Origin of the sequence: Pseudomonas sp. NLJ1, from assembly GCF_049486705.1 — a bacterium.
GTDB classification, from domain to species: Bacteria; Pseudomonadota; Gammaproteobacteria; order Pseudomonadales; family Pseudomonadaceae; genus Aquipseudomonas; species Aquipseudomonas inefficax.
Genome location: NZ_CP137735.1, coordinates 507731 through 531706, shown reverse-complemented (window position 1 = coordinate 531706; position 23976 = coordinate 507731). Strand labels below are relative to the sequence as shown.

Genomic DNA, 23976 nt, shown 5'->3' with positions numbered 1-23976 from the left:
GCGTTCAGGCTGAATTCCCGGGGCTGCTGCGCAGCCCTTTCGCGACACAAGGCCGCTCCTACAAGAGCTAGACCGCAAGCTGATGCTCAGATCCGGGCAGTACTCACCGTGATGTAGCCCTTGTCCGCCAGCGCGATACGTATCACCGTCTCGTCCGCCGGCGCCTTGCGGTTGCGCTTGATGCGCACGCCTTCCACTGCAGCCGCTTTCATATGCTCGCTAATGGCTCGCCCTTTCGGGTCGAAGAACACCTCGCTGGCCAGCAACTCGATACGCTCGATCAGTTGCCGGGAGCGTTCATCGGTGGCGCAGAAGAACATCACCCCCGACAAGTGGGGGTCTTGTTCCGGGTTGCTGATGTCATGGGCCAGCAGTTCGCGCAGGGTACTGCGCAATTCGGCGGTGGGGCGGGAGTACAGGTGCATGCGGAGCCTCCTCTGGATCGCGACCTTGCGTCATCCAGTGCCGATCATGTTTTCAGTAGGCAGGGGCAACAAGTAGGACGCATCCGAGCGGTGCGTAGGGCTTTTCTGAAGATACCGGAATGACACCCAAGCTGGCGGGAGGACGGCGCCTGCGGCACAATCTGCCGCCCGCTATCCGCCTTGCCGAGGATTGTCATGAACAGCCATTTCCAAGCCGTCGACCTGCAAAAGGCCTATCGCCTGCTGAACCACGGTCCGACGGTGCTGGTGTCGGCCAGCCACGAAGGGGTGGACAATGTGATGGCAGCTGCCTGGGCCTGTGCGCTGGATTTCGACCCACCCAAGGTGACCGTGGTGCTCGACAAGACCGCCCGCACCCGGCAGTTGGTGGAGGGCAGTGGCTGGTTCGTGATCCAGGTGCCAACCGCGGCGCAGGCGCAGCTGACCCATCAGGTGGGTACCCGCAGCCTGTTCGACCAGCCCGACAAGCTCGCCAACATTGGTGTGCAGCTGGCGCGGGTCGAGGGGCATGCAGCGCCATTGGTGGAGGGCTGCTCGGCCTGGTTGATGTGCCGGGTGATCGACGAGCCGCACAATCAGAACACTTACGACCTGTTCATTGGCGAGGTGGTAGCGGCCTGGGCCGATGACCGGGTGTTCCGTGATGGCCACTGGGCCTACGAGCATGCCGACCCGCAGTGGCGCAGCCTGCACTATGTGGCGGGCGGGCATTTTTATGCGATAGGCGAGCCGGTGGTGGTCGATCCGCAAAGTTGATTACACCTGCCCCGGCCTCATCGCCGGCAAGCCGGCTCCCACAGGTATCACACCAGGCCTGAGGCCTGTGCAGTACGAATGGGATCTGGCTTGCCGGCGATCGGGCCGCATAGCGGCCCCTGTCGGCATCAGCGGCCGACTTCCTGCTTGAAGCGCAAACGCCAGCCATGCAGCAACGGTTCGGTGTAGCCACTGGGCTGCTGACGCCCCTTGAACACCAGCTCCCGCGCCGCGCGGAAAGCATGCGATGCCTCGAAACCGGCGGCCATCGGCCGGTACGCCGGGTCCCCGGCATTCTGCTGGTCGACCACGCGGGCCATGCGCTGCAAGGTCGCCTCGACCTGGTCGGCATCGACCACACCGTGGTGCAGCCAGTTGGCAATGTGCTGCGCCGAAATCCGCAGGGTCGCGCGGTCTTCCATCAGGCCCACGTCATGGATATCCGGCACCTTGGAACAGCCGACCCCTTGCTCGACCCAGCGCACCACGTAACCGAGGATACCCTGGCAGTTGTTGTCCAGTTCGGCCTGGATGTCGGCTGCGCTCCAGGCCCGCTCGGGGCTGACCGGGACACTGAGCAGGCCATGCAGCAACTCGGCGCGCTGGGCATTCAGGTCTATCTGTTCCAGCGTTTGCTGCACGGCCGCCACATCCACCTGGTGGTAGTGCAGCGCATGCAGCGTCGCGGCGGTGGGCGAGGGCACCCAGGCCGTGTTGGCACCGGCCCTGGGCTGGGCGATTTTCTGTTCGAGCATGGCCGCCATCAGGTCGGGCATGGCCCACATGCCCTTGCCGATCTGCGCCCTGCCGCGCAGGCCACAGGCCAGCCCCACCAGTACGTTGCTGCGCTCGTAGGCCTGGATCCAGGCACTGCCTTTCATGTCGCCCTTGCGCAGCATGGCACCGGCTTGCATGGCTGTGTGCATCTCGTCGCCGGTGCGGTCGAGGAAGCCGGTGTTGATGAACACCACCCGTGACGCGGCGCTGGCGATGCAGGCCTTGAGGTTGACGCTGGTACGCCGTTCCTCGTCCATGATGCCCATCTTCAGCGTGTGTGCGGGCAGGCCCAACAGGGCTTCGACGCGGCCGAACAGCTGGTCGGCAAAGGCCACCTCGGCCGGCCCGTGCATCTTCGGCTTGACGATGTACAGGCTGCCCTCGCGGGAGTTGCCACGGCGCTTGAGGTCATGCAGGCCGATCAGGCTGGTGACCACAGCATCGAGGATGCCTTCCGGGATTTCCCGGCCATCGCGGTCGTGGATGGCCGGGTTGGTCATCAGGTGGCCGACGTTGCGGATGAACAGCAGCGAGCGGCCTGGCAGGGTCAGTGGTTGGCCGTCTGCGCCGTGGTAGTGACGGTCTTCGGCCAGGGTGCGGTCGAAGGTTTTGCCGCCCTTGCTGACCTGTTCGCTGAGGTTGCCTTTCATCAGGCCGAGCCAGTTGCGGTAGACGTTGACCTTGTCGTCGGCATCCACGGCGGCTACCGAGTCTTCGCAGTCGATGATGGTGGTGAGCGCAGCCTCCAGCACGATGTCCTTGACCCCGGCCGGGTCCTGCTGGCCGATGGCGTTGGCCGGGTCGACCTGGATTTCGAAATGCAGCTGGTGATGCTGCAGCAGGATTGCTGTTGGCGTGTTCGGCTCACCCTGGTAACCACGCAGTTGCGCGGGGTGCCTGAGCCCTGCCTGGCGGCCGTCGGCCAGGGTTACCTGCAGCGTGCCCTGGTTGATCGCGTAGGCCTTGGCATCGTTGTGCGACGCACCGTCGAGCGGGGCAGCGGTGTCGAGAAACTGCCGGCCATACGCGATCACCCTGGCGCCGCGTCGCGGGTTGTAGCCCTGGCCACGTTCGGCGCCATCGGTCTCGGCGATGGCATCGGTGCCGTACAGGGCGTCGTACAGCGAGCCCCAGCGGGCGTTGGCGGCGTTGAGGGCGTAACGGGCATTGCTCAGTGGCACCACCAGTTGCGGGCCGGCCTGCACGGCGATCTCGCGGTCGACGTTGCGGGTGCTGACCTGCACGCTGGCCGGGGGCTCTACCAGGTAGCCGATGTGTTGCAGGAACTGCTGGTACGCGGCCATGTCACGGATCGGGCCGGGGTGCTGGCGGTGCCAGTTGTCCAGCTCCGCCTGCAGGCGCTCGCGTTCGGCGAGCAGGGCGCGGTTCTGCGGCGCGAGGTCGTGGACCAGGGCGCTGAAGCCTTGCCAGAAGGTGCGGGCTTCGATGCCGGTGCCGGGGAGGACTTCGTCTTCGATGAAACGCTGCAGGGTGGGGGCGATCTGGAGTGGATGGTTTGGCATTGTCTGTTCGCTCGATGTTCAGTCTTCTGGATAACTGTTGCTTTTGCCGGCCTCTTCGCGGGTGAACCCGCTCCCACAGGGCTTCTACAGGGCCTGAGACCTGCGCAGTACTGTGGGACCACCTGCTCCCACAGGGCTTTCACAAAGCCCGAGGCCTGTGCAGCACCTGTGGGAGCGGGTTTACCCGCGAAGAGGCCGGTACAGGATTCAGAGGGCAGCCGCCCCGGCCTTGGCCACCTGGGCATCCTGCTCGGACTTGACCCCGGACACGCCGATCGCCCCCACCACCTGCCCATCCACCCGCAGTGGCACGCCACCTTCAAGGCTGGTCAGCAGCGGCGCGGTGACGAAAGCGGTACGGCCACCATTGACCATTTCCTCGTAATCCCGCGTCTCCTTGCGCCCCAGCGCGGCGGTGCGGGCCTTTTCCATCGCGATGTAGGCACTGGCCGGCGCGCAGCCGTCCAGGCGCTCCAGGGCCAGCGGGTGGCCGCCGTCGTCGACCACGGCGATGGTCACGTTCCATTGTTGCGCCTGGGCTTGCTGGCGGGCGGCGGTCAGCACGCGGGCGACTTCGGCCTGGCCGATAACGGGCTTGCTATGCATGGTGGTTCTCCGGGTTCAAGGCTGCTTCGACGATTTCGATCCAGTGCCGCACCGGTGTGCGCCCGGCCCCGTCGAGGTGGGCCTGGCAGCCGATGTTGGCGGTGGCGATGACTTGCGGTTTGCCGCTTTCCAGGGCGTTGAGGCGGTTGTCGCGCAGTTGTAGCGACAGCTCAGGCTGGGTCAGCGAATAGGTGCCGGCCGAGCCGCAGCACAGGTGGCCGTCCGGCACCGGGGTCAAGGTAAAGCCCAGGCGTGTCAGCAACGCCTCCACCGCACCCCCCAGCTTCAGCGCGTGCTGCAGGGTGCATGGGCAATGGAAGGCCAGGCGCTGTTCGGCGCACAGGCCCAGTTGCTCGACCGGCTCGTCGCGCAGCACCTCCACCAGGTCGCGGGACAGGGCGCTGACCCGTGCGGCCTTGGCGGCGTAGCGCGGGTCCTTTTCCAGCAGATGGCCGTAGTCACGCACGAACGCGCCGCAGCCGCTGGCGGTTTGCACGATGGCCTCGGCGCCGGCTTCGATGGCAGGCCACCAGGCATCGATATTGCGCCGCGCCCGTTGCAGGCCTTGCTCCTGGGCATTGAGGTGGTAATCCACCGCGCCACAGCAGCCGGCCTGCTGAACCGGCACCACGCTGATGCCCAGGCGGTCCAGCAGGCGTGCGGCGGCGGCATTGGTGTTGGGCGACAGGGCCGGTTGCACGCAGCCTTCCAGCATCAACACCCGACGCGCATGGCGCGGTGCGGGGCGTTGGCCGGGGGCGGTGACCCGCGCCGGCAGCTTGCGCTTGAGCGTGGCCGGCAACAGCGGGCGCAGGGCCTGGCCGCTTCGGGTCAGGGCCTTGAACAGCGCGGGGCGTGGCACCACTGCTCGCAGGCCCTGGCGCAGCAGGCGCTGGCCGAGCGGCCGTGGCACCTGCTGTTCGACAAAGCCACGGCCGATGTCCAGCAGGTCATGGTACTTCACCCCGGAAGGGCAGGTGGTTTCACAGTTGCGGCAGGTCAGGCAGCGATCCAGGTGCAACTGGGTGCTGGCGGTGATCGGCGCGCCTTCGAGCATCTGCTTGATCAGGTAGATGCGTCCGCGTGGGCCGTCCAGTTCATCGCCCAGCAGCTGGTAGGTGGGGCAGGTGGCGGTGCAAAAACCACAGTGCACGCAGGAGCGCAGGATGCTTTCGGCCTCGTCGGCGCGGGCCAGTTGCCGGGCGGCTTCGCTCAGGTTTGTTTGCATGGTTCGGCCTCACAGGTCCGGGTACAAGCGGCCAGGGTTGAACACCCCCTGGGGGTCGAGTTGCTGCTTGAGCGCACGGTGGTAGCGCATCAGCAAAGCGCAAAGCGGTGGGCTGCTGGCAGCGCCAGGGGCATGGCAGGTGGCGTGGCCACCGACCCTGGCGACCCGCTCGCGAATGTCCTGCGCCGGTGCCGTGGACTTCAGCCAGCGCTGCGCGCCACCCCAGTCGATCAGCTGCTGGCCGGGCAGCTCCAGCTCGCCGGTGGTGTTGGGCACAGACAAGCGCCACAGCGGCGCGGGGCCGGCAAAGAACGCCAGGCGCTGCTCGCGCAGGTCGCTCCAGAAGCGGCTGTCCAGCGCTTCGCCACCCAGGCGCTGGCGTGCCGACTGCACCGAGCCTTCGCCGCCTTCCAGGCGCAGGTACAGCGCATCGCCGTCATGGCAGGCCGCGCTGATCGGCAGCGGCTGCTGGCCCCATTCGGCCAGCTCCGCCAACGCCTGGTGGCGGCCCATCGGCAGGCGCAGGCTGAGACACTGGCGCGGGCGTGGCAGCACTTTCAGCGATACCTCGGTCAGCAACCCGAGGCAGCCGAAGCTGCCAGCCATCAGCCGCGACACGTCATAGCCGGCAACGTTCTTCATCACTTCGCCACCAAAGCGCAACAGTTTGCCGTGGCCGGTGATCACCCGCGTGCCCAGCACATAGTCGCGCACCGACCCGGCCCACGGCCGCCTTGGGCCCGACAGCCCCGCCGCGACCATGCCACCCAGCGTAGCGTCGGGGCCCAGGTGCGGTGGTTCGCAGGGCAGCATCTGGCCAGCTTCGTGCAGCGCCGCCTCGATCTCGCGCAGCGGCGTACCGGCGCGGGCAGTCAGCACCAGTTCGGTCGGGTCGTAGCTGACGATGCCACGGTGGCTGCGGGTGTCGAGCACCTCGCCGGCCACCGGGCAGCCGAGCATGGCCTTGCTGTTGCCGCCCTGGATACGCAGTGGCGTGGCCTGGTTCAGCGCCTGGTTTACCTGCTCCAGCAGGGCCTGGCTGATGTCGCGGTCCATGCTCATCAGAAACGCTCCAGTTCGGGGAAGGGCAATTGCCCATGGTGCACGTGCATGGCGCCGAATTCGGCGCAGCGGTGCAGGGTAGGGATGTTCTTGCCGGGGTTGAGCAGGCCCTGTGGGTCGAAGGCGGCCTTCACCGCATGAAACAGGGTGATTTCGTCGCTGTTGAACTGTGCGCACATCTGGTTGATCTTCTCGCGCCCCACGCCGTGCTCGCCGGTGATGCTGCCGCCCACGGCCACGCACAGTTCGAGGATCTTGCCGCCGATGGCTTCGGCACGTTCCAGCTCGCCTGGCAGGTTGGCATCGAACAGGATCAGCGGGTGCATGTTGCCGTCGCCGGCATGGAACACGTTGGCCACGCGCAGGCCGTATTCGTCGGACAGTTCGCTGATGCCCTTGAGCACCCGCGGCAGTTCGCGGCGCGGGATGGTGCCGTCCATGCAGTAGTAGTCTGGCGAGATGCGCCCCACCGCAGGGAAGGCGTTCTTGCGCCCAGCCCAGAAGCGCACGCGCTCGGCCTCGTCGCAGGCCAGCCGCACATCACGCGCACCGGCCTGGCCCAGCACGGCGGCGACCCGTTCGCAGTCGTCGTGTACATCGGCCTCGACGCCATCCAGCTCGCACAGCAGGATGGCCGCCGCGTCCACCGGGTAGCCGGCATGGATGAAGTCCTCGGCGGCGCGGATCGCCAGGTTGTCCATCATCTCCAGGCCGCCGGGGATGATCCCGGCAGCGATGATTTCGGCCACTGCCCGGCCGGCGTCCTCGACGCTGTCGAAGCTGGCCAGCAGCACCCGCGCCACCTGGGGCTTGGGCAGCAGCTTGACGGTGACTTCGGTGACGATGCCGAGCATGCCTTCGGAGCCGGTGAACAGTGCCAGCAGGTCGAAACCGGGGCTGTCCAAGGCATCGCTGCCGAGGGTCAGGCGTTCGCCCTCGACCGTGAGGATTTCCACCTTGAGCAGGTTGTGCACGGTCAGGCCGTACTTCAGGCAGTGCACGCCGCCGGCGTTCTCGGCGACATTGCCGCCGATGGAGCAGGCAATCTGCGAGGACGGGTCCGGCGCGTAGTACAGGCCGTGGGGCGCGGCCGCCTGGGAGATGGCCAGGTTGCGCACGCCGGGCTGCACACGGGCGAAGCGGCCTTGCGGGTTGACCTCGAGAATGCGATTGAAGCGCGCCATCACCAGCAGGATACCTTTGGCCAGTGGCAGGGCGCCGCCCGACAGGCCGGTACCGGCGCCGCGTGCCACCACCGGCACGCCACGCTGGTGGCAGAGCCTGAGCAGCGTCTGCACCTGCTCCAGGCGCTCGGGCAGCACCACCAGCAGCGGCACCGTGCGGTAGGCCGAGAGGCCGTCGCACTCATAAGGCTTGAGGTCTTCCTCGCGGTGCAGGATCTCGAGGTCCGGCAGGTCAGCGCGCAGCGCTTGCAGCAGGGCGCCCCGGTCCACATCGGGCAGCGCGCCATCGACACGTTCGTCGTACAGGATATTCATCGGCTCACTCGGCAACGGTATTTGTTGTTGTTGGCAAAGCGCTCACCCTTGCAGCCTGCGCGTGGCTGCGGCCTGGGTCGAGTGCGAGGTTTACTGGTCCTACCAGTTTTTGCGGGCGGTACTGGTCATTGACGGCTTCGCCCGGCTAGATTGAGGCAGGTGGTTTAAGTGGTCCTACCAGCAGGAGAGTACGTAGTGGGTACTGAAGGCAAGGCCAAGGTCGCTGATCAGGTGGCCGAACGGGTCGAGCGGCTGATCGTCGACGGCGTGCTCAAGGTGGGTCAGGCCCTGCCGTCGGAGCGACGCCTGGTGGAAAAGCTGGGCTGCTCGCGCTCGGCGCTGCGTGAAGGCCTGCGCATCCTGCGCGGGCGCGGCATCATCGACACCGAGCAGGGGCGGGGCTCGTTCGTGGCCGACCTGACGGGCCAGGCGGGCGCCACGCCGTTGATGCACCTGTTCAGCTCGCAGCCGCGCACACTGTTCGACCTGCTGGAAGTGCGGGCGTTACTGGAGGCCGAATCGGCGCGTCTGGCGGCGTTACGGGCCACCGAGGTCGACCGGTTGCTGATTCGTCGGCGCTATGAGGAAATGCTGGCTGCGCACGAAGCCCCCGAAGTGGCAGACGCCCGTGAACATGCCCGTCGCGACCATGCCTTTCACCGGGCCATCAGCGAGGCGTCGCACAACCCGGTGCTGGTGCATACCCTGCAATCGCTCAGTGACCTGACCTTGAACACGGTGTTCGCCTCGGTCAACAACCTCTACTGCCGGCCGGCGCAGAAGCGCCAGATCGACCGCCAGCATGCGCGGTTGTATCAGGCAGTGATGGAGCAGCTTCCCGAGCAGGCGCAGCGCGCGGCGCGCGAACATATCAACGGGATCCGCGACAGTTTGCGGGAGATAGAGCAGGAAGAGCAGCGGCTGGTAAGGGCTACCATGCGCATGGATGGCTGGGGTTGAGGTTTTATCTGTGCCGGCCCTTTCGCGGGTAAACCCGCTCCCACAGGAACCGCACCGACTTCAAGCCCGGTGCGGTCCCCTGTGGGAGCGGGTTTACCCGCGAAGAGGCCGGTGCAGGCTTACCTCAATCAATGATCGGCTATGCGGTCATCCTGCGAGAGGAGGGCCCGGGCCAGCTCTTCATCATTGGCCTGCAGGCCAGGGTTGTCCTTGCGGGCTTGTTCCAGCGCCGACTCCACATAGGCGCCACGGATTGCACCACCGCTGGCGACGTAGGCCGAAAGCTCGTCACGCGCCGGGATGATCCGTTTGTCGTCCTTGAAGGTCGAGTAGAGCGAGGCGGAAACACCGGCCGAGGTTGCGACGTCGCCTGCGTCGACGTCAGCCAGGGCAGCACCGGCAGGCAGCAGGAGCAGCAGCGCAGGGGCGAGGAGTAGGTGGCGCATGGTGTGTTCTCCAGTAGCGTGAAGCGCAAGTAATTGGAACCACTCAGTGTTTAAGAAAGCACAGATGGGGTGGTAGTTCCCTTGTTCACGCTGGAGATTGCCGGGGCTATTTTGCCGCCATCGTCGGCAAGCCAACTCCCACGGGGACCATTGACCCTGGCGAGCCAGGCGTGATCTGCTCGGGCTGATGGCCCAATCATTCAATGGACACTGAAGGTTCTCACTCATGCCCGACTACAAGCTGCATTGTTTCGCCGAATCCGGTAACGCCTACAAGGCGGCCCTGATGCTTGAGCTCACCGGCCAGGACTGGCAGCCGGTGTTCGTCGACTTCTTCAATGGCCAGACACGCGAACAAGCCTGGCGCGACGAAGTGAACGAGCAGGGCGAGGTGCCGGTGCTGGAGCACGCCGGCAAATCCTTCACCCAGTCTGCGCTGATCCTTGACTACCTCGCGGAGAAAACCGGGCAGTTCGGCCCCCGCGACGAAGACGAAAAGCGCGAGATCTGGCGCTGGATGCTGTTCGACAACCACAAGTTCACCAGTTACTACGCGGCGCTGCGCTTTCTTTTCTGCCTGAAGAAAACCGGTGAAACGGATGTGACCCGGTTCCTGCGTGAACGTGCCGTGGCGGCCTACCGTATTGTCGACGCGCACCTGGCGAAGACGCCATTCATGGTCGGTGGCCGGCTGACGATCGCTGACCTGTCGTTGGCCGGGTATGTGTTCATGCCGGAGGACACTGGCATTGCGTTGGCGCAGTTCACCCACATCGAGGCATGGAAGGCGCGAATCCAGGCGTTGCCAGGGTGGAAGCACCCGTATGAGCTGATGCCCCGCGCGGCATCCTGAGCAGTCCGGCTCGCCAGGCCATGGTGCAGTGGCTTTTGGCGGGCCAGCCATTCTGATGACCGGTCGGTGACAAGCGCAGCGGCGTGGCTACGCTAAAAAATCAGGAAACATCCTGAAATATTTGGCCGGCAAGGCCCTGAAGGATCTCGTTCACCGCTGCAGATGGAAGGCCGCACTGGCTAGCAGGTCGCCCCATGGGGGGCCGCAAATCACAGGGTGCGTAGTGCAACCCGGTGTTACTCCAAGCGGAGGATCATGATGCTCAGGAAATGCTTGTTGGCTTTGGCTATCGGTGCAGTGTTGTCGGCTTCGGCCGTGTTGGTGCCGGACTCCATTGGCGGTACCTCCAGCGCGTATGCGAAGGATGGTGGAGGTGGAGGTGGTGGCGGCGGTGGCGGTCACGGTGGTGGTGGCGGAGGCAGCGGCGGTGGTGGTGGCCATGGCGGCGGAGGTGGTGGTAGCGGTGGCGGCGGTGGTCATGGCGGTGGAGGAGGTGGTAGCGGCGGCGGTGGCTCGGGTGGTGGCCACGGCGGCAGTGGCAGCGGGCATAGTGGCGATGGTGGTGGGCATGGCGGCCCTGGCCATGATGGTCGCGGGCGCAATGGTGCTGATGATGGCGCCGACCACGAGGCCAACCACGAAGCAAATCATGAAGCCAATCACGAAGCCAACCATGAGGCGAATCACGAAGCGAATCACGACGTGGGCGAGCCCCACGGTGTAGGGCATGGCGCTGATGATGGGGCTGACCATGATGTTGGGGATGATCGCGGAGGCGACCAGAACTAGCAATTTGGGTGTCTGTGCCGGCCCTTTCGCGGGTAAACCCGCTCCCACAGGTACTGTGCCGATCTCAAGCTTGGCGCGGCCCCTGTGGGAGCGGGTTTACCCGCGAAAGGGCCGGCACAGGTTTACAAGCGTTCAGATCGACAACCGCACCACCCGGTTATCCAGCACCTGCTGCTCCTGCCCCCGCCGTTTGTTCACCACCAACTCGCCGATCGCAATCAGCCGGGTGCGGGTGATGTTGCGCGACAACCCCAGCAACTGCGCGGTATGCACCTGGTTGTAATGGCAGAACCGATACGCCGACCGCAGCAGGGCATTTTCCACCTTCTCGTACAGGTCACCCGACTGCTCTTCGTACAGGCGGCTGAACGCTCGCTGTAGCAGATCCTCCACACCATTGCCCGCCGGCTCTTCTTCCTGCCGTTCGATACGCAGGTTGGACAAGCGCAGGTCCTGCGCCTGCACCGTACCGTCGCCACAGGTCAGCAAGCTGTGGTGAATCACGTTCTCCAGTTCGCGGATGTTGCCCGGCCAACTGTATTCCACCAGCTTGGCCTGGGCCTTGGCGCTCAGCTCCACCGGCCCGTAGCCCAGCCGGTCGCTGTAGCTGCGAATGAAATGTCGGGCCAGCGGCAGGATGTCCCCGGGGCGGTCGCGCAATGGGTGCAACTGCAAGGTCACCACGTTCAGCCGGTAGTACAGGTCTTCGCGGAAATGCCCCGCGTTAATGGCCTTTTCCAGTTGCACGTTGGTCGCCGCCAGTACCCGCACGTTGATCGGGATGCTCTTGCGCGACCCCAGCCGCACCACTTCGCGCTCCTGCAGCACGCGCAGCAGCTTGACCTGGATCGGCAACGGCAGGTCGCCGATTTCGTCAAGGAACAGCGTGCCGCCGTTGGCCTCCTCGAACCAGCCGGCCTTGGCCGCCAAAGCCCCGGTGAAGGCGCCTTTTTCATGGCCGAACAGCTCCGCCTCGACCAGCGATTCGGAGAAGGCACCGCAGTTGACCGCGACGAACGGGCCGTTGCGCCGGCCGCTGAGGTTGTGGATGTGGCGTGCGACCAGCTCCTTGCCCGTGCCGGTTTCGCCGATGATCAGCACGCTGGCCTCGCTGGGGGCGACCTGTTGCAGGTGGGCGAGCAGGGCCTGTGACCGGGGGTCTTCGAAAACCTGTGCGGTGGCCCGGATCGAGGTGGCCAGAGTCGGGGACGGGGGGAGGGTCAGCAGTTGCATGGGCAATCCTCAGGAATAGAAGGATGGGGCAGGGCGCTTGTCGTTGAGGGCCCACTCGCCGAGTTCGTGGATGCGGTAGTCCACCGGGTCGTGCAGGGTTTGCGTGCGCAGGTTGCGCCAGTGCCGGTCGAAGCGCAGCGAGGCATGAGTTGCGCGTGCGCCGGTGACTTCGAACAGGCGGTTGCAGATGTCCAGGCCATGGCGGCTGGCGGCGACCTTGGCGGTGCCGATGGCCAGGGCCAGGTCGCCGCGCTCTTGTGCCGTGAGGGCGTGCTCCCTGGCCCAGGCAGCATCGAGCTGGCGTGCGGCCCGTTCGATCAGCAGGCGCACGCTCTCCAGGCCGACCCAGAACTCGCCGTAATGGCGCAGCACATATGGGTCTTCGGCGCTGCTGGCGGCGCTGGAGCGGAACCACGGCCGGCTTTCCTTGAGCGTGTACTGGCGGGCCTCCTCGAACGCCCCCTCGGCGATGCCGAGGAACAGGTTGGCGAAGTGCAACTGGGCAATCAGCGGACGCAGGGCGGCAAACGGCGTGCTCAGGGGGCCCGGGTCGAGCAGCAGTTCGTTGTGCTCCACCCGTACCCGCTCGAAGGTGGCACTGCCGCTGTCGGTCTGGCGCTGGCCGATGTTGTTCCAGTCGCGGTGCAGGCTGATGCCGGTGCGGCCACTGGGGATGGCGGCGATCAACAGCTTGCCGCCGGCACGTTCGTCCACCGCCGAGGCGATGAGCATTTCCGAGTCGCTGGCGCCGGAGCAGAAGCTTTTCTTGCCGGAAAACTCGCACCAGCCATCGAAGTGCTTGACCACCGTGCGGGTGTCCAGCGGGTTCAGGGCATTGCCCCAGAACCACTGCTTGCGGGCGGTCTGCTCGAACCACGGTTGCCATTGGTCCGGGCGCGAGAACAGGCGCACGGTGGCCAGCATCAGGTGATGGAAGCCAAACACATGGGCGACTGAGCTGTCGACCCGGGCGAACTCGCGCACCACCGCGAAGGTGTCGTGCCAGCTGGCACCCTGGCCGCCGAAGGCCTGCGGGATCACCAGCGACAGCAGGCCGCTGTCACGCAGGGCGTCGCGCTCGGCTTTTGGCGTGCCGCCGCGCTCGTCGCGCTCGACCGCGGTCTGGGCAAACTGCCCGGCCAGTTCGCGGGCGATGGCCAGGGCAGGGCGTTGGGGGGTATTCACAGGTGCATTCATGGCCGCTCCTCAGGCGCTCTTGCGCAGCGCATGATGGGCGCCGAACAGCGGCACGGCGCGCTCGGCGGCCAGGCGGATACGGGCGGCAAGGGCTGCGCTGGACACCCGGTAGTCGGCCATTTCCGCCTGGCTGGCGAACACGCCGATGGGCAGCGTCAGGGCTTGCAGGAAGCTGAACAGTGGGCGCAGCTGGTGGTCGAGCACCAGCGCGTGGCGCTCGCTGCCGCCGGTGGCGGCCAGCAGCACCGGGGTGTCGACCAGGGCGTCCTGGCCGATCAGGTCGAACAGGTGCTTGAAGTGGCCGGTGAAGCTGCCACGGTACACCGGCGTGGTCACCACCAGCAGGTCGGCTTTTTCCACCAGGCGCAGTTGCTGTTCCACGGCCTCGGGCAGTTCGCTGCGCCACAGGGCGCTGCCCAGTGGGCGGGCGATCTCGCCCAGCTCGATCAGGTGCGGCTTGATGTGCAGGTGCTGGGCCAGTTCGGCGAGGATCGCCTCGGTCAGGGCCAAGGTGCGCGACGGGCGGGCAGTGCCGCCAGACAGGGCTACGACGTTCAGTGGGGTGCTCATGGGCAAGTCTCCGGTTCGGGTTGAGCGGGGGACTTTGCTTGAGCAATCGTCGTGCCGAGATTTAATGTTTTTTTATTTCAACTGGTTAGCGCATTTTGATGGTTGCGGCGCTGTTGCCGTGTGGGCGTTACCTGTTGATCGTGTGTTGCGCTGCAGACAGTTGGCCAGCTGTTGGCGGCTGTGCAGTTGGGATATTTATAGAGGGTCAGGGAGTGGTTAAAAAGGAATAAGATTTCATATTAATATTCCTTTTTGTGTTTTTATGGGCAAGGGCCGCTCTGCGCGGCCCATCGCGACACAAGGTCGCTCCTTGTATGTTGTGTCTGGCCTAGCGGGAGAGGTTATTCTCGTCGGGCTGAAGAAGCACTTCCGGGGAGGCCGATCGCTCCTGAAGGCAGGCATTGCCCCTGACCTTGTATGTAGAGAGGCCCCCCGCCTCATTGCCCACTGCGAAGAGTATCGAGAAGCCGACAAGTCGGACTTCGCATTACAAGGTTGCAGCAGCATGAAGTTCGAGGTCGGGGAACCGGAGGCCATTGTTACCTAACTCGCTTGGAGAGGGAAGAAATGAGTGTCTGGGTTGGCGTCGATATCGGCTCACGTACTTCGGTCGTTGCGGTGCGTAAAGATGGGCGTCCGGCCGGACAGTGGGATATCGCTCAAACCCCTGCAGGCCGTAAGGCTGCGGTGAAAAAGCTGCTGGCACTCAAACCCAAGTCGATCGTGATGGAGGCGACCGGAATCTATTACCTGGACTTGGCCCTTGAGCTACATGCGGCTGACCTTCCTGTATCCGTGATCAACCCCAAGAGCTTCCACAATTTCGCCAAACTAATGCTGGTGAACAGCAAGACCGATGCAATAGATGCTCAACTGCTGTCCGAGTACGGCGAGCGTATGACACCGCGCTTGTGGACACCTCCAAGCCTTGTGCAGCTTGAGCTGAGGGCTCTGGGGCGACACATCAATCGTTTGGTGGGGCATCGTACAAGGGCGAAGAACGAACTGCATGCATTGCAGGCGACCGCTACAACCGTGTCGATGCTGATCGAGGATCAGGAGGAAGCGATTGCTTCACTGGATAATCGAATTGAGCGCTTTCGTAAGGCGGGCCGCGAGCTGGTCGCCCAGTGTCCGACGCTTACTCGGCAGTACAAGCAGCTGCTCGCAGGGCCTGGGATGGGAGAAGTCTCGGCACTTGCGGCATTGGCTGAACTGACCATCCTTCCTCAAATACTCAAGTCCTCGCAGGTAGCTCGCCACGCGGGTCTCGATGTTCGACAGACCCAATCGGGAACGAGCATTGATAAGCCCGGCAGACTCGGCAAAAGTGGGAATGCTTATCTACGGGCAGCCATGTACATGCCTGCCTTGACCGCAGTGCGCTACGACCCTTATGCGAAGGCTTTTTACGAGTCGTTGGTCAACAGGGGCAAGAAGAAAATGCAGGCTATAGCTGCTGTCATGCGCAAGTACCTGACAGGCATCTGGGCATGCATGCGCGGGGATGAGCCATTTGATACGGCCAAGCTTTTCAGCTCTGAACACCTCAGAAAAGCTTGACCGCCAACAGAGTATCTACAAGGATTGCGCTGCCTGTTTGGGTACGCCGAACCTGTAGGAGCGGCCTTGTGTCGCGATGGGGCGCGAAGCGGCCCCAAAGATCCTAAGTGTGCGGCACGCTGCGAGGCACTACCCCACCCGCATACTGCGGCTTCAGATGCCCCTGCTCATCCAGCAGATAGGCATCCATCACCTCCCGCACCACCGGCCCTGCCACCCGCCCACCGGCTTCACCATTCTCGATCATCACCGCCACTACCACACTCGGGTGATCCGCCGGGGCAAAGCCGACGAACAGGGCGTTGTCACGGTGCCGCTCCAACGTCTTGTTGCGGTTGTAGCGTTCGCCCTGCTTGATCGCCACCACCTGCGCGGTGCCGCTCTTGCCGGCAATCCGGTACTGCGCACCAGCCGCGGCAGCGCGGGCGATGCCGCGCGGGTCGTGCATGACCATCTGCATGCCCTGGCTGACCTGGTCCCAGGCGCGCCTGTCGTGCAGCACGATATCGGGCATCGGGTTGGGGTCTACCGGCGCATCGCCGCCCACGGTCATGGCCAGGTGCGGGCGGTGCCACACGCCCTTGCTCGCCAGCAGGCTGGTGGCCTGGGCCAGCTGCAGCGGGGTTACCTGCATGTAGCCCTGGCCGATACCCAGGATCAGCGTCTCGCCCGGGAACCAGGCCTGGCGCCGGGTGGCACGCTTCCATTCGGCCGAGGGCATCAGCCCGGATGCCTCCTCGAACATGTCCAGCGAGACCTTCTGGCCCAGGCCGAACTCGGCCATGTAGTCGTGCAGGCGGTCGATGCCCAGTTTGTGCGCCAGGTCGTAGAAGTAGGTGTCGTTGGAACGCATGATGGCGGTGTACATATCCACCCAGCCATCGCCGCTGCGGTTCCAGTTGCGGTACTTGTGGTCGTAGTTGGGCAGCTCGTAGTAGCCGGGGTCGAACACCCGGCTGCCCGGGGTGATCACGCCACTGTCGAGACCGGCGATGGCCACCTCCGGCTTCACCGTCGAACCGGGGGCATACAGGCCGCGCAGCACGCGGTTGAACAGTGGGCGGTCGATGGAATCGCGCAGGGCGGCGTACTGTTTGAAGCTGATGCCCTTGACGAACAGGTTGGGGTCGAAGCTGGGGTTGCTGACCATCGCCAGCACGTCGCCATTGGCCGGGTCGAGCACCACCACCGAACCGCGGCGGTCACCCAGGGCCTTTTCCGCGGCCAGTTGCAGGTGGGCGTCCAGGGTCAGGACGATGTCCTGGCCCGGCGTCGGGGCCTTGTGGTCGAGCACACGCATCACCCGGCCCTGGGCGTTGGTCTCGACCTCCTCGTAGCCCACGTGGCCATGCAGCTGGCTTTCGTAGAAGTGCTCGATGCCAGTCTTGCCGATCGACTGGGTGCCCCGGTATTCGGTGCTGTCGAGTGTCCTGGCCTCTTTCTCGTTGATGCGCCCCACATAGCCCACCGAGTGGGCGAAATGCTCGGCAAGCGGGTACTCGCGGATGAACTGTGGTTCCACCTCCAGGCCTGGCAGGCGGAACTGGTTCACCGCCACCAGGGCGATCTGCTCTTCGCTCAGGCCGACCATCAGGGTCACCGGCTCGAACGGCTTGCGCCCACGGCGCAGGTCCTTGTCGAACTGCTTGCGTTCGTCTTCGCCAAGGTTCAGCACCTGGGCTAGCGTGTCGAGCACCTTGGCCGTGTCGCCGCCGGCCCGCTCGCGGGTCATGGTCAGATCGAAACTGGGCTTGTTGTCGGCCAGCACCACGCCGTTGCGGTCGTAGATCAGCCCGCGTTCGGGGGCGATGGGCAGCACGTGCACGCGGTTGTTTTCCGACACGGCAGTCTGCTGGTCGTGCTGCAGCACCTGCAGCACATAGAGCCGGCCCACCAGGACGGCGACCAGGCTGAAGACCAGGGCGGCGCAGGCCAGAAGCCGGCGGTTGACCAGGTGCTTTTCCTTTTCGTGGTCCTTGAGTGGGATGGGTTGCGGCATTGGTGACTCTGTCCTGAGGGTAGCAGTGCCTGTAGGAGCAGCCTTGTGCTGCGAAGCGGGCGGCAGCACCCTAGTAGTTCTGCAGGCCATGACGGCCCATTCGCAGCACAAGGCTGCTCCTACAGGTGACGCGGTGGTTGTACGTGCGCGATCGGGCCGCGGATGCTACGCAACCCGTACCGTACCCTCAAGACGAGTGCCGGCTGGCGGTAGGCTGGTATTGGCTGTGTGCCCCGTGCTCAGGGCGCTTGCCAGCAAAATGAAGATTTGTTCATGGCGGCGGCGTGGTGATGGAATTTGCTGATGGACCGATGCAAGTTGAGTCCACGAGCACGCCTATGTCGCCATGAACCTGCTATTCCTAAGAAGACCCCTGAACTCACCAAGGCCCGTCGATGCTGGTCATCGAGCAATTGCACAAATCATTCCCCACCCCCCAGGGCCCGCTCCCCGTGCTGCAGGGTGTCGACCTGCGCCTGGCGCGCGGCAGCAGCCTGGCGCTGATGGGCGAGTCGGGTAGCGGCAAGAGTACCTTGCTGCACCTGGTGGCCGGCCTGGACCGTGCCGACAGTGGCCGCATCTTGATCGACGATACCCCGCTCGACAGCCGTTCCGAGGCGTCGCTGGCGTTGTGGCGGCGGGAGGGCATCGGCCTGGTGTTCCAGCAGTACAACCTGATCAGCAGCCTGGCCGTGGGGGCCAATCTTGCGTTCCAGGCCCGGCTGGCCGGTCGGCATGATCCCGATTGGCTGGCCTACCTGACACAGCGCCTGGGTTTGGCGGATTTGCTGGCGCGTTACCCGGAGCAATTGTCTGGCGGCCAGCAACAGCGGGTCGCCATCGGCCGCGCCCTGGCCGGGCGCCCGGCCTGGTTGCTGGCCGACGAACCTACCGGCAGCCTCGATGAAGCCAGCAGCGATGAGGTGTTGAGCCTGCTGTTGCAACTGGTCGCCGAGGCTGGCAGTGGGGTGCTGGTGGTGACCCACAGCCCGCGGCTGGCGACGCGCTTGCAACAACGGTGTTACCTGCAGGCCGGCCGCGTGCGGCCCGAGCCGGGCGGATGAGACTTCTATCGCTGGCCCTGCTGGCGCTGCTCAGTCACTGGCGGCGCCATCGCGTGCAGTTTTTCAGCATCTTCACCGGCTTGTGGCTGGCCACGGCGCTGTGGACCGGCGTGCAGGCGCTGAACAGCCAGGCACGCAGCGACTATGCCCGGGCCAGCGCCGTGCTGGCCGGGCCGCTGCAGGCGCAACTGGTGCCGCGCCGTGGCGAGCGCTTCGACCAGGCGTTGTACGTGCAGTTGCGCAGGCTGGGCTGGGCGGTGACGCCGGTACTGGAAGGGCGCCTGCGCTTTGCTGGTGAGCCGGCGCGCGCCGTGCGCTTGATCGGCATCGAGCCGTTGAGCCTGCCGCCGGCCAGCAGCATCGCCGGTGTGCAGCCGCAAACGTTCGATCTGCAGGCCTTCATCGGCATGCCCGGGCAAGCCTGGGTCGGGCCGGACACCTTGCGCCAGCTGCATGCAGAGCCCGGGGCGTCAGTGCGCGACAGCGAAGGGCAGCTGCTGCCGCCGTTGGTTCTACAACCAGCGCTGGCGCCGGGGGTGATCGTGGTCGATATCGGCCATGCCCAGGCGTTGCTGCGTGCACCCGGGCAATTGTCGCGCTTGTTGTTGGCCGCCACGCCGGGGCAGTTGCCCGCAGATATCGCGCCGTACCTTGAGCTGCAACCCCGGCAGGACGATGGTGGCTTGCAGCGGCTGACCGACAGCTTCCACCTCAACCTGACCGCCCTGGGCCTGCTGGCGTTCGTCGTCGGCCTGTTCATTGCCCATGCTGCAATCGGTTTGGCACTGGAACAGCGGCGCAGTCTGATTCGCAACCTGCGCGCCTGTGGAATCGGCCTGCAAACCCTGCTGTGCGCCTTGATGTTGGAGCTGGGGCTGTTCGCGGTGTTGGGCGGTCTGGCCGGCGTGGCCAGTGGTTACGGGCTGGCCGCGTGGTTGCTGCCCGATGTGGCCGCCAGCTTGCGCGGGCTATATGGCGCCCAGGTCGCCGGGGCGCTGAGCCTGCCCGCAGGGTGGTGGCTGATGGGCGTGCTGGTGAGCGTGCTGGGGGCGCTGCTGGCGGGTTTGGGCAGTGTACTGCGTGCGGCGCGGTTACCGTTGCTGGCGCTGGCACAACCTCAGGCGTGGCGGTTGGCGCAGGGGCCTTGGTTGCGGCGCCAGGCCCTGTTGGCCGGCCTGATGCTGTTGCTGGCCTTGGGTTGTGGCGTGCTCGGCGATAGCCTGCCCAGCGCTTTCGCCATGCTGGCCGCGCTGCTGCTGGCGGCGGCGCTGTTGCTGCCGGCCTTGCTCGACCGGGTGCTGGCCTGGTTGGCGGGCCATTGTCGACGGCCCTTGTCGCAATGGTTCGTCGCCGACAGCCGCCAGCAACTGCCAGCCCTGAGCCTGGCGTTGATGGCACTGTTGCTGGCGCTGGCCGCCAGTGTCGGGGTGGGCAGCATGACCGAGGGCTTTCGCAAGACCTTTGTCGGCTGGCTTGACCTGCGCCTGTCCGCCGACCTGTATGTCACGCCAAGGGACACCGCCCAGGGCCTGCAGATAGTCGAGTGGCTCGGGCAGCAACCTTCGGTGGGTGTGGTACTGCCCGGCTGGCGTTTGGAAACACAGCTGCAGGGCTGGCCGGTGCAGGTCCAGGGCATTGTCGATCACCCCGTCTATCGCACCCGCTGGCCATTGCTAGAGCAGCAAGAGCAGGCCTGGCAGCAACTGGCCGCCGGGCAAGCCGTGATGGTCAGTGAACAGTTGGCCAGGCGACTGAAGCTGCAACTGGGCGATCACCTGAGGCTACCCGCAGACACTTCGCCAGCCCTGAGCGTTGTGGGTATCTATGCCGATTACGGCAACCCCCAAGGGCACATGCTGGTCAATGCCGGCTGGCTGCGCGCGCACTGGCCACAGGCAACCCTGACCGGGTTGAGTGTCGATCTGGCGGCCGACCAGGGGGCCGCGCTCGAGGCAGCATTGCAACAGCGCTTCGCCCTGGGCGAGGGCCGCGTGGTCGAGCAGGCGCGTCTCAAACGCTGGTCCACCGATGTGTTCAACCGCACCTTCGCCGCCACCGCCGCGCTCAACAGCCTCACCCTTGGCGTGGCAGGCGTGGCGCTGTTCATCAACCTGCTGACCCTGGGCCAGACCCGTCTGGGCCAGCTGGCGCCGCTGTGGGCACTGGGCGTGCGGCGCATGCACCTGGTGTGGCTGAGCCTCGGCCAGACACTGCTGCTGAGCAGCCTTACCGTGCTGCTGGCGATTCCGCTGGGTATCCTGCTGGCCTGGTGCCTGGTAGCGGTGGTGAACGTGCAGGCATTCGGCTGGCGTTTGCCGCTCCATGTGTTCCCTGCGCAACTGCTGCAACTGGCCTTACTGGGCATGCTTACCAGCCTGTTGGCCAGCGCCTGGCCGCTGTGGCAGCTGGCGCGTCGCCAGCCGCGGGAACTGTTGAGGCCGTTTGCCGATGAAACCTAGCGCCTGGCTGTTGCTATGTGGGTTGCTGGGCGGCTGTGACCAGCCCGCCGAGCAAAGCTATGCCGGGCTCGGGCAGCAGGCGGGCCAATTCAGCCAGGTAAGCCGCGGCCATCGCCTGGAATTTCCGCGTGACCACGGGGCCCACGATGGCTTTCGCATCGAATGGTGGTATGTCACCGCCAACCTCAAGGATTTCCAGGGACGGGACTGGGGCGTGCAATGGACGCTGTTTCGCTCGGCCCTGCGCCCAGGCCACGAGACTGCCGGCTGGAACAGCCCGAACCTGTGGATGGGGCATGCGGCGCTGACTGGTCCCGGTGGTCATCGGTCTGGCGAAACCTTGGCGCGCGGGGGTATCGGCCAGGCCGGAGTGCAGGCCCAGCCGTTCCGGGCGTGGATCAATGACTGGTCGTTGAAGGGCAGCAATGGCATCGAAAATCTGCAAATGGTCGCCGGTGGTGAAGGCTTTCGCTATGACCTGCAACTGCGCAGTGATCGGCCCTTGGTGCTGCACGGGGACCAGGGCTACAGCGAGAAGTCCGGCAAAGGGCAGGCATCGTACTATTACAGTCAGCCGTTCTATCGGGTAAGTGGGGAAGTGCAGCGTGACGGCCAGTGCATTGCTGTCACCGGCCAAGCCTGGCTGGACCGGGAATGGAGCAGCCAGCCGCTGGCTGCCTGGCAGACGGGGTGGGATTGGTTCTCCCTGCACCTGGACAGTGGCGCCAGGCTGATGCTGTTCCAGGTGCGCGAGGTGCAGGGGGCGGCGTATCGCGCCGGGACCTGGGTTGGCCCGCAGGGTGAGGTGGTGGTGCTGCAGGGTGCACAGGTGCAGCTGCAGGCGCTGGCCTGGGCGCGGCAGAAGAATGGAAAAAAGGTGCCGACGCGGTGGCAGGTGCAGGTGCCGGGGCATGGCGTTGATGTGCAGGTCGAGGCTGTGGAATCGCAGGCCTGGATGGAGACGCGGTTCCCGTATTGGGAGGGGCCGGTACGCTTGACCGGGAGTGCCGGTGGGCGGGGGTATCTGGAGATGACCGGGTATTAGCGATCCAGGTATTTCTGCGTTTTCATGGGGCTGCTTTGCAGCCCATCGCCGGCAAGCCAGCTCCCACAGGTACTGCACAGGACTTGAGGTCAATGCGGTCGAGATGGGGGCTGGCTCCCACAGGGATTGCGCATGGCTTGAGTGCAGCGCGGTCGAGGTGGGAGCAACTGTCTTGAATATTTATTCAAGCCAGCACTGGCCCTTGTAGGAGCGGCCTTGTGTCGCGATGGGCCGCGCAGCGGCCCCGGCAATCTTTGCTGCGAAGCTGAAAACCTGGGGCCGCTTCGCGCCCCATCGCGACACAAGGCCGCTCCTACAGGTATTTGCACATGGCTTGAGGCCGGTGTGGTCGAGGTGGGAGCTGGCTTGCCGGCGATGGGCCGCATCGCGGCCCCGGGTTTTCAATCCTTGATCAGCCTACGCAGTACTGCGCGTGCTTCTTCAGTACGCAAGCACTCGACGAACAACCGGCTTTCCCGTGCCACCGTGGCCTCCAGCTCCTCACGCTGGCCATCCTTGAGCAGCCGCTTGCTGATGCGCAGCGCCGCCTGCGGGTAGCCTTGCATCTGCCGCGCCAGTCGCCTTGCAGCTGCAAGGCACTGTTCACCGTCTTCATGCAGTTCATTCGCCAGCCCCCAGGCCACCATCCGTTCGCCGTCGAGCAACTCGTTTGCCAGCAGCAGGCGAGCCGCCCGGGCATGGCCAAGCAAACGCGGCAACAGCAGGCTGGAACCAAACTCCGGGCACACGCCCAGCGGCGCGAAAGGGATGCGCAGCTTGGTCGTACGGCTGACCAGCACCTGGTCGCAATGCAACAGCAAGGTGGCACCGATGCCGATCGCCGCACCACTGACCGCGGCAATCAGCGGTTTGTCCAGGCCCATCACCACCCGCATCAGGCGAAACACCGGGCTGTCCAGATCGGCGGGCGGGTTGTCGAGGAAGTCGCGCAAGTCATTGCCGGCAGTAAAGCAGTGGGGCCCGCCGGTGATGATGATGGCTTCGACATCAGGGTCTTCACCTGCCGCCAGCAGCAGGTCGCCCAGCTGTTGGTACATGGCGGTGTTCAAGGCGTTGAGCTTGTCGGGGCGGTTGAAGGCCAGGGTCAGCAGGCCCTGGTCCAGGTCACGTGTGATCAGGTCGTTCATGGCAGCCGCTTTTGTTGTTGTGGGCATGGGTGCCAAGGGTTTATCACGCAGTCCGGCTTGTTGTACAGTCGTTCAGTCCAGCCCCTAGCCCGAGAGCCGCCGATGAACCAGGAAGCCCGCTACCACCGCATGCTGCCGGAATTGCGCAAAGCCAACCTGGTCGAGGCAACCCTGGTATGCCTCAAGCGCCATGGCTTCCAGGGCGCGTCGATCCGCAAGATTTCGGCCGAGGCCGGGGTTTCGGTCGGGTTGATCAGCCATCACTACGCCGGCAAGGATGAGCTGGTGGCCGAAGCCTACATGGCGGTCACCGGCCGGGTGATGGGCCTGCTGCGCGAGGCCATGGCCCAGGCCGCACCCAATGCCCGCGAACGGTTGTCGGCGTTCTTCCGCGCCTCGTTCTGCGCCGAATTGCTCGACCCGCAATTGCTCGACGCCTGGCTGGCGTTCTGGGGCGCGGTGAAGACCGCCGATGCGATCAACCAGGTGCATGACCATTCCTATGGCGAGTACCGCAATGAACTGAGCGGGCTGCTGGCCACGCTGGCCGACGAGGAGGGCTGGCAGGGCTTCGATGCCGACCTCGCGGCCATCAGCCTGAGCGCCTTGCTCGACGGCCTTTGGCTGGAGTCGGGGCTCAACCCCGGTACCTTCACCCCCGAGCAGGGTGTGCTGATCTGCGAGGCCTGGGTCGATGGCCTGCAGGCCGGTGGCCGACGCCGCTTCAGCCCGCCGGAGGGCTGTTGATCGCCT

The 23976-nt window shown here is 65.3% G+C and carries 21 protein-coding genes; 9 read left to right on the top strand and 12 right to left on the bottom strand.

The annotated features are described in order from the left end of the window. Positions 1–86 precede the first annotated feature (86 nt). Positions 87–425 (bottom strand): hypothetical protein, encoded by a 339-nt coding sequence (locus R9B85_RS02340; protein ID WP_112252707.1) that lies wholly within the window; start codon positions 423–425, stop codon positions 87–89. Positions 426–620: 195 nt separating this feature from the next. On the opposite strand from R9B85_RS02340, the gene R9B85_RS02335 reads away from it, so the two are divergent. After that, the gene (locus tag R9B85_RS02335; RefSeq protein ID WP_207879865.1) at positions 621–1202 is read left to right on the top strand and encodes a flavin reductase family protein; all 582 of its coding nucleotides are present in this window, start codon (positions 621–623) and stop codon (positions 1200–1202) included. A 128-nt stretch (positions 1203–1330) separates the two neighbouring features. Here R9B85_RS02335 and R9B85_RS02330 read toward each other — a convergent pair whose 3' ends face one another. The 5 genes from R9B85_RS02330 to glcD form a co-directional block, all read right to left on the bottom strand. Next, positions 1331–3502: a malate synthase G gene (locus tag R9B85_RS02330; RefSeq protein WP_423770792.1), complete on the bottom strand. Its 2172-nt coding sequence runs from the start codon at positions 3500–3502 to the stop codon at positions 1331–1333. 207 nt (positions 3503–3709) lie between these two features. Then, on the bottom strand, positions 3710–4108 hold the full coding sequence (locus R9B85_RS02325) for a heme-binding protein (protein ID WP_112252704.1): 399 nt from the start codon (positions 4106–4108) through the stop codon (positions 3710–3712). Next, a complete protein-coding gene (gene glcF, locus R9B85_RS02320; RefSeq protein ID WP_215521234.1) occupies positions 4101–5336 on the bottom strand; it encodes a glycolate oxidase subunit GlcF in 1236 nt (411 codons plus the stop codon). The genes R9B85_RS02325 and glcF overlap by 8 nt, the downstream gene beginning before the upstream one ends. Before the next feature lie 9 nt (positions 5337–5345). Then, positions 5346–6398: a glycolate oxidase subunit GlcE gene (gene glcE, locus R9B85_RS02315; protein WP_423770791.1), complete on the bottom strand. Its 1053-nt coding sequence runs from the start codon at positions 6396–6398 to the stop codon at positions 5346–5348. Beyond that, positions 6398–7897 (bottom strand): glycolate oxidase subunit GlcD, encoded by a 1500-nt coding sequence (gene glcD, locus R9B85_RS02310; protein ID WP_112252701.1) that lies wholly within the window; start codon positions 7895–7897, stop codon positions 6398–6400. Before glcD ends, glcE begins: the two co-directional genes overlap by 1 nt. A gap of 195 nt (positions 7898–8092) precedes the next feature. Between glcD and glcC the strand changes: the two genes are divergently transcribed. Continuing rightward, entirely contained in the window at positions 8093–8857 is a 765-nt protein-coding gene (gene glcC / locus R9B85_RS02305) for a transcriptional regulator GlcC (protein WP_423770790.1), read from the top strand. A 128-nt stretch (positions 8858–8985) separates the two neighbouring features. Here glcC and R9B85_RS02300 read toward each other — a convergent pair whose 3' ends face one another. Further along, entirely contained in the window at positions 8986–9303 is a 318-nt protein-coding gene (locus R9B85_RS02300; RefSeq protein ID WP_003260922.1) for a DUF2388 domain-containing protein, read from the bottom strand. A 226-nt stretch (positions 9304–9529) separates the two neighbouring features. Here R9B85_RS02300 and R9B85_RS02295 point away from each other — a divergent pair, with 226 nt between their 5' ends. Then, positions 9530–10156, top strand: a complete 627-nt coding sequence (locus R9B85_RS02295) for a glutathione S-transferase family protein (RefSeq protein WP_423770789.1) — start codon at positions 9530–9532, stop codon at positions 10154–10156. Positions 10157–10529: 373 nt separating this feature from the next. Next, positions 10530–10880: a hypothetical protein gene (locus R9B85_RS02290; RefSeq protein ID WP_390899116.1), complete on the top strand. Its 351-nt coding sequence runs from the start codon at positions 10530–10532 to the stop codon at positions 10878–10880. 197 nt (positions 10881–11077) lie between these two features. On the opposite strand, the gene sfnR is transcribed toward R9B85_RS02290, so the two are convergent. Genes sfnR through msuE form a run of 3 tightly spaced genes read right to left on the bottom strand, consistent with a single transcriptional unit; the run spans position 11078 to position 13945 of the window. Further along, the gene (sfnR, locus tag R9B85_RS02285; RefSeq protein WP_085593485.1) at positions 11078–12178 is read right to left on the bottom strand and encodes a sigma54-dependent transcriptional activator SfnR; all 1101 of its coding nucleotides are present in this window, start codon (positions 12176–12178) and stop codon (positions 11078–11080) included. 9 nt (positions 12179–12187) lie between these two features. Further along, positions 12188–13375, bottom strand: coding sequence for an acyl-CoA dehydrogenase family protein (locus R9B85_RS02280; protein ID WP_112252697.1), 1188 nt, complete (start codon positions 13373–13375; stop codon positions 12188–12190). Positions 13376–13384: 9 nt separating this feature from the next. Next, on the bottom strand, positions 13385–13945 hold the full coding sequence (msuE, locus tag R9B85_RS02275; RefSeq protein WP_025338724.1) for an FMN reductase: 561 nt from the start codon (positions 13943–13945) through the stop codon (positions 13385–13387). 567 nt (positions 13946–14512) lie between these two features. On the opposite strand from msuE, the gene R9B85_RS02270 reads away from it, so the two are divergent. Continuing rightward, positions 14513–15508, top strand: a complete 996-nt coding sequence (locus R9B85_RS02270) for an IS110 family transposase (protein WP_423770366.1) — start codon at positions 14513–14515, stop codon at positions 15506–15508. A 103-nt stretch (positions 15509–15611) separates the two neighbouring features. Here the strand turns inward: R9B85_RS02270 and mrdA are convergent, their stop codons facing one another. Further along, a complete protein-coding gene (mrdA, locus tag R9B85_RS02265) occupies positions 15612–17507 on the bottom strand; it encodes a penicillin-binding protein 2 (protein ID WP_423770788.1) in 1896 nt (631 codons plus the stop codon). 395 nt (positions 17508–17902) lie between these two features. On the opposite strand from mrdA, the gene R9B85_RS02260 reads away from it, so the two are divergent. From R9B85_RS02260 to R9B85_RS02250, 3 genes are read left to right on the top strand one after another with little or no spacing between them, the layout of a single operon-like run. Next, on the top strand, positions 17903–18571 hold the full coding sequence (locus R9B85_RS02260; protein ID WP_423770787.1) for an ABC transporter ATP-binding protein: 669 nt from the start codon (positions 17903–17905) through the stop codon (positions 18569–18571). Then, a complete protein-coding gene (locus R9B85_RS02255) occupies positions 18568–21030 on the top strand; it encodes an ABC transporter permease (protein ID WP_207879015.1) in 2463 nt (820 codons plus the stop codon). Before R9B85_RS02260 ends, R9B85_RS02255 begins: the two co-directional genes overlap by 4 nt. Further along, the gene (locus tag R9B85_RS02250) at positions 21020–22075 is read left to right on the top strand and encodes a lipocalin-like domain-containing protein (RefSeq protein WP_423770786.1); all 1056 of its coding nucleotides are present in this window, start codon (positions 21020–21022) and stop codon (positions 22073–22075) included. The genes R9B85_RS02255 and R9B85_RS02250 overlap by 11 nt, the downstream gene beginning before the upstream one ends. A gap of 401 nt (positions 22076–22476) precedes the next feature. On the opposite strand, the gene R9B85_RS02245 is transcribed toward R9B85_RS02250, so the two are convergent. Beyond that, on the bottom strand, positions 22477–23223 hold the full coding sequence (locus tag R9B85_RS02245; protein ID WP_423770785.1) for an enoyl-CoA hydratase: 747 nt from the start codon (positions 23221–23223) through the stop codon (positions 22477–22479). 102 nt (positions 23224–23325) lie between these two features. On the opposite strand from R9B85_RS02245, the gene R9B85_RS02240 reads away from it, so the two are divergent. Further along, positions 23326–23970 carry a TetR family transcriptional regulator C-terminal domain-containing protein gene (locus R9B85_RS02240; protein WP_112252691.1) on the top strand — a complete coding sequence of 215 codons (645 nt, stop codon included), beginning with the start codon at positions 23326–23328 and terminating at the stop codon, positions 23968–23970. Positions 23971–23976 lie beyond the last annotated feature (6 nt).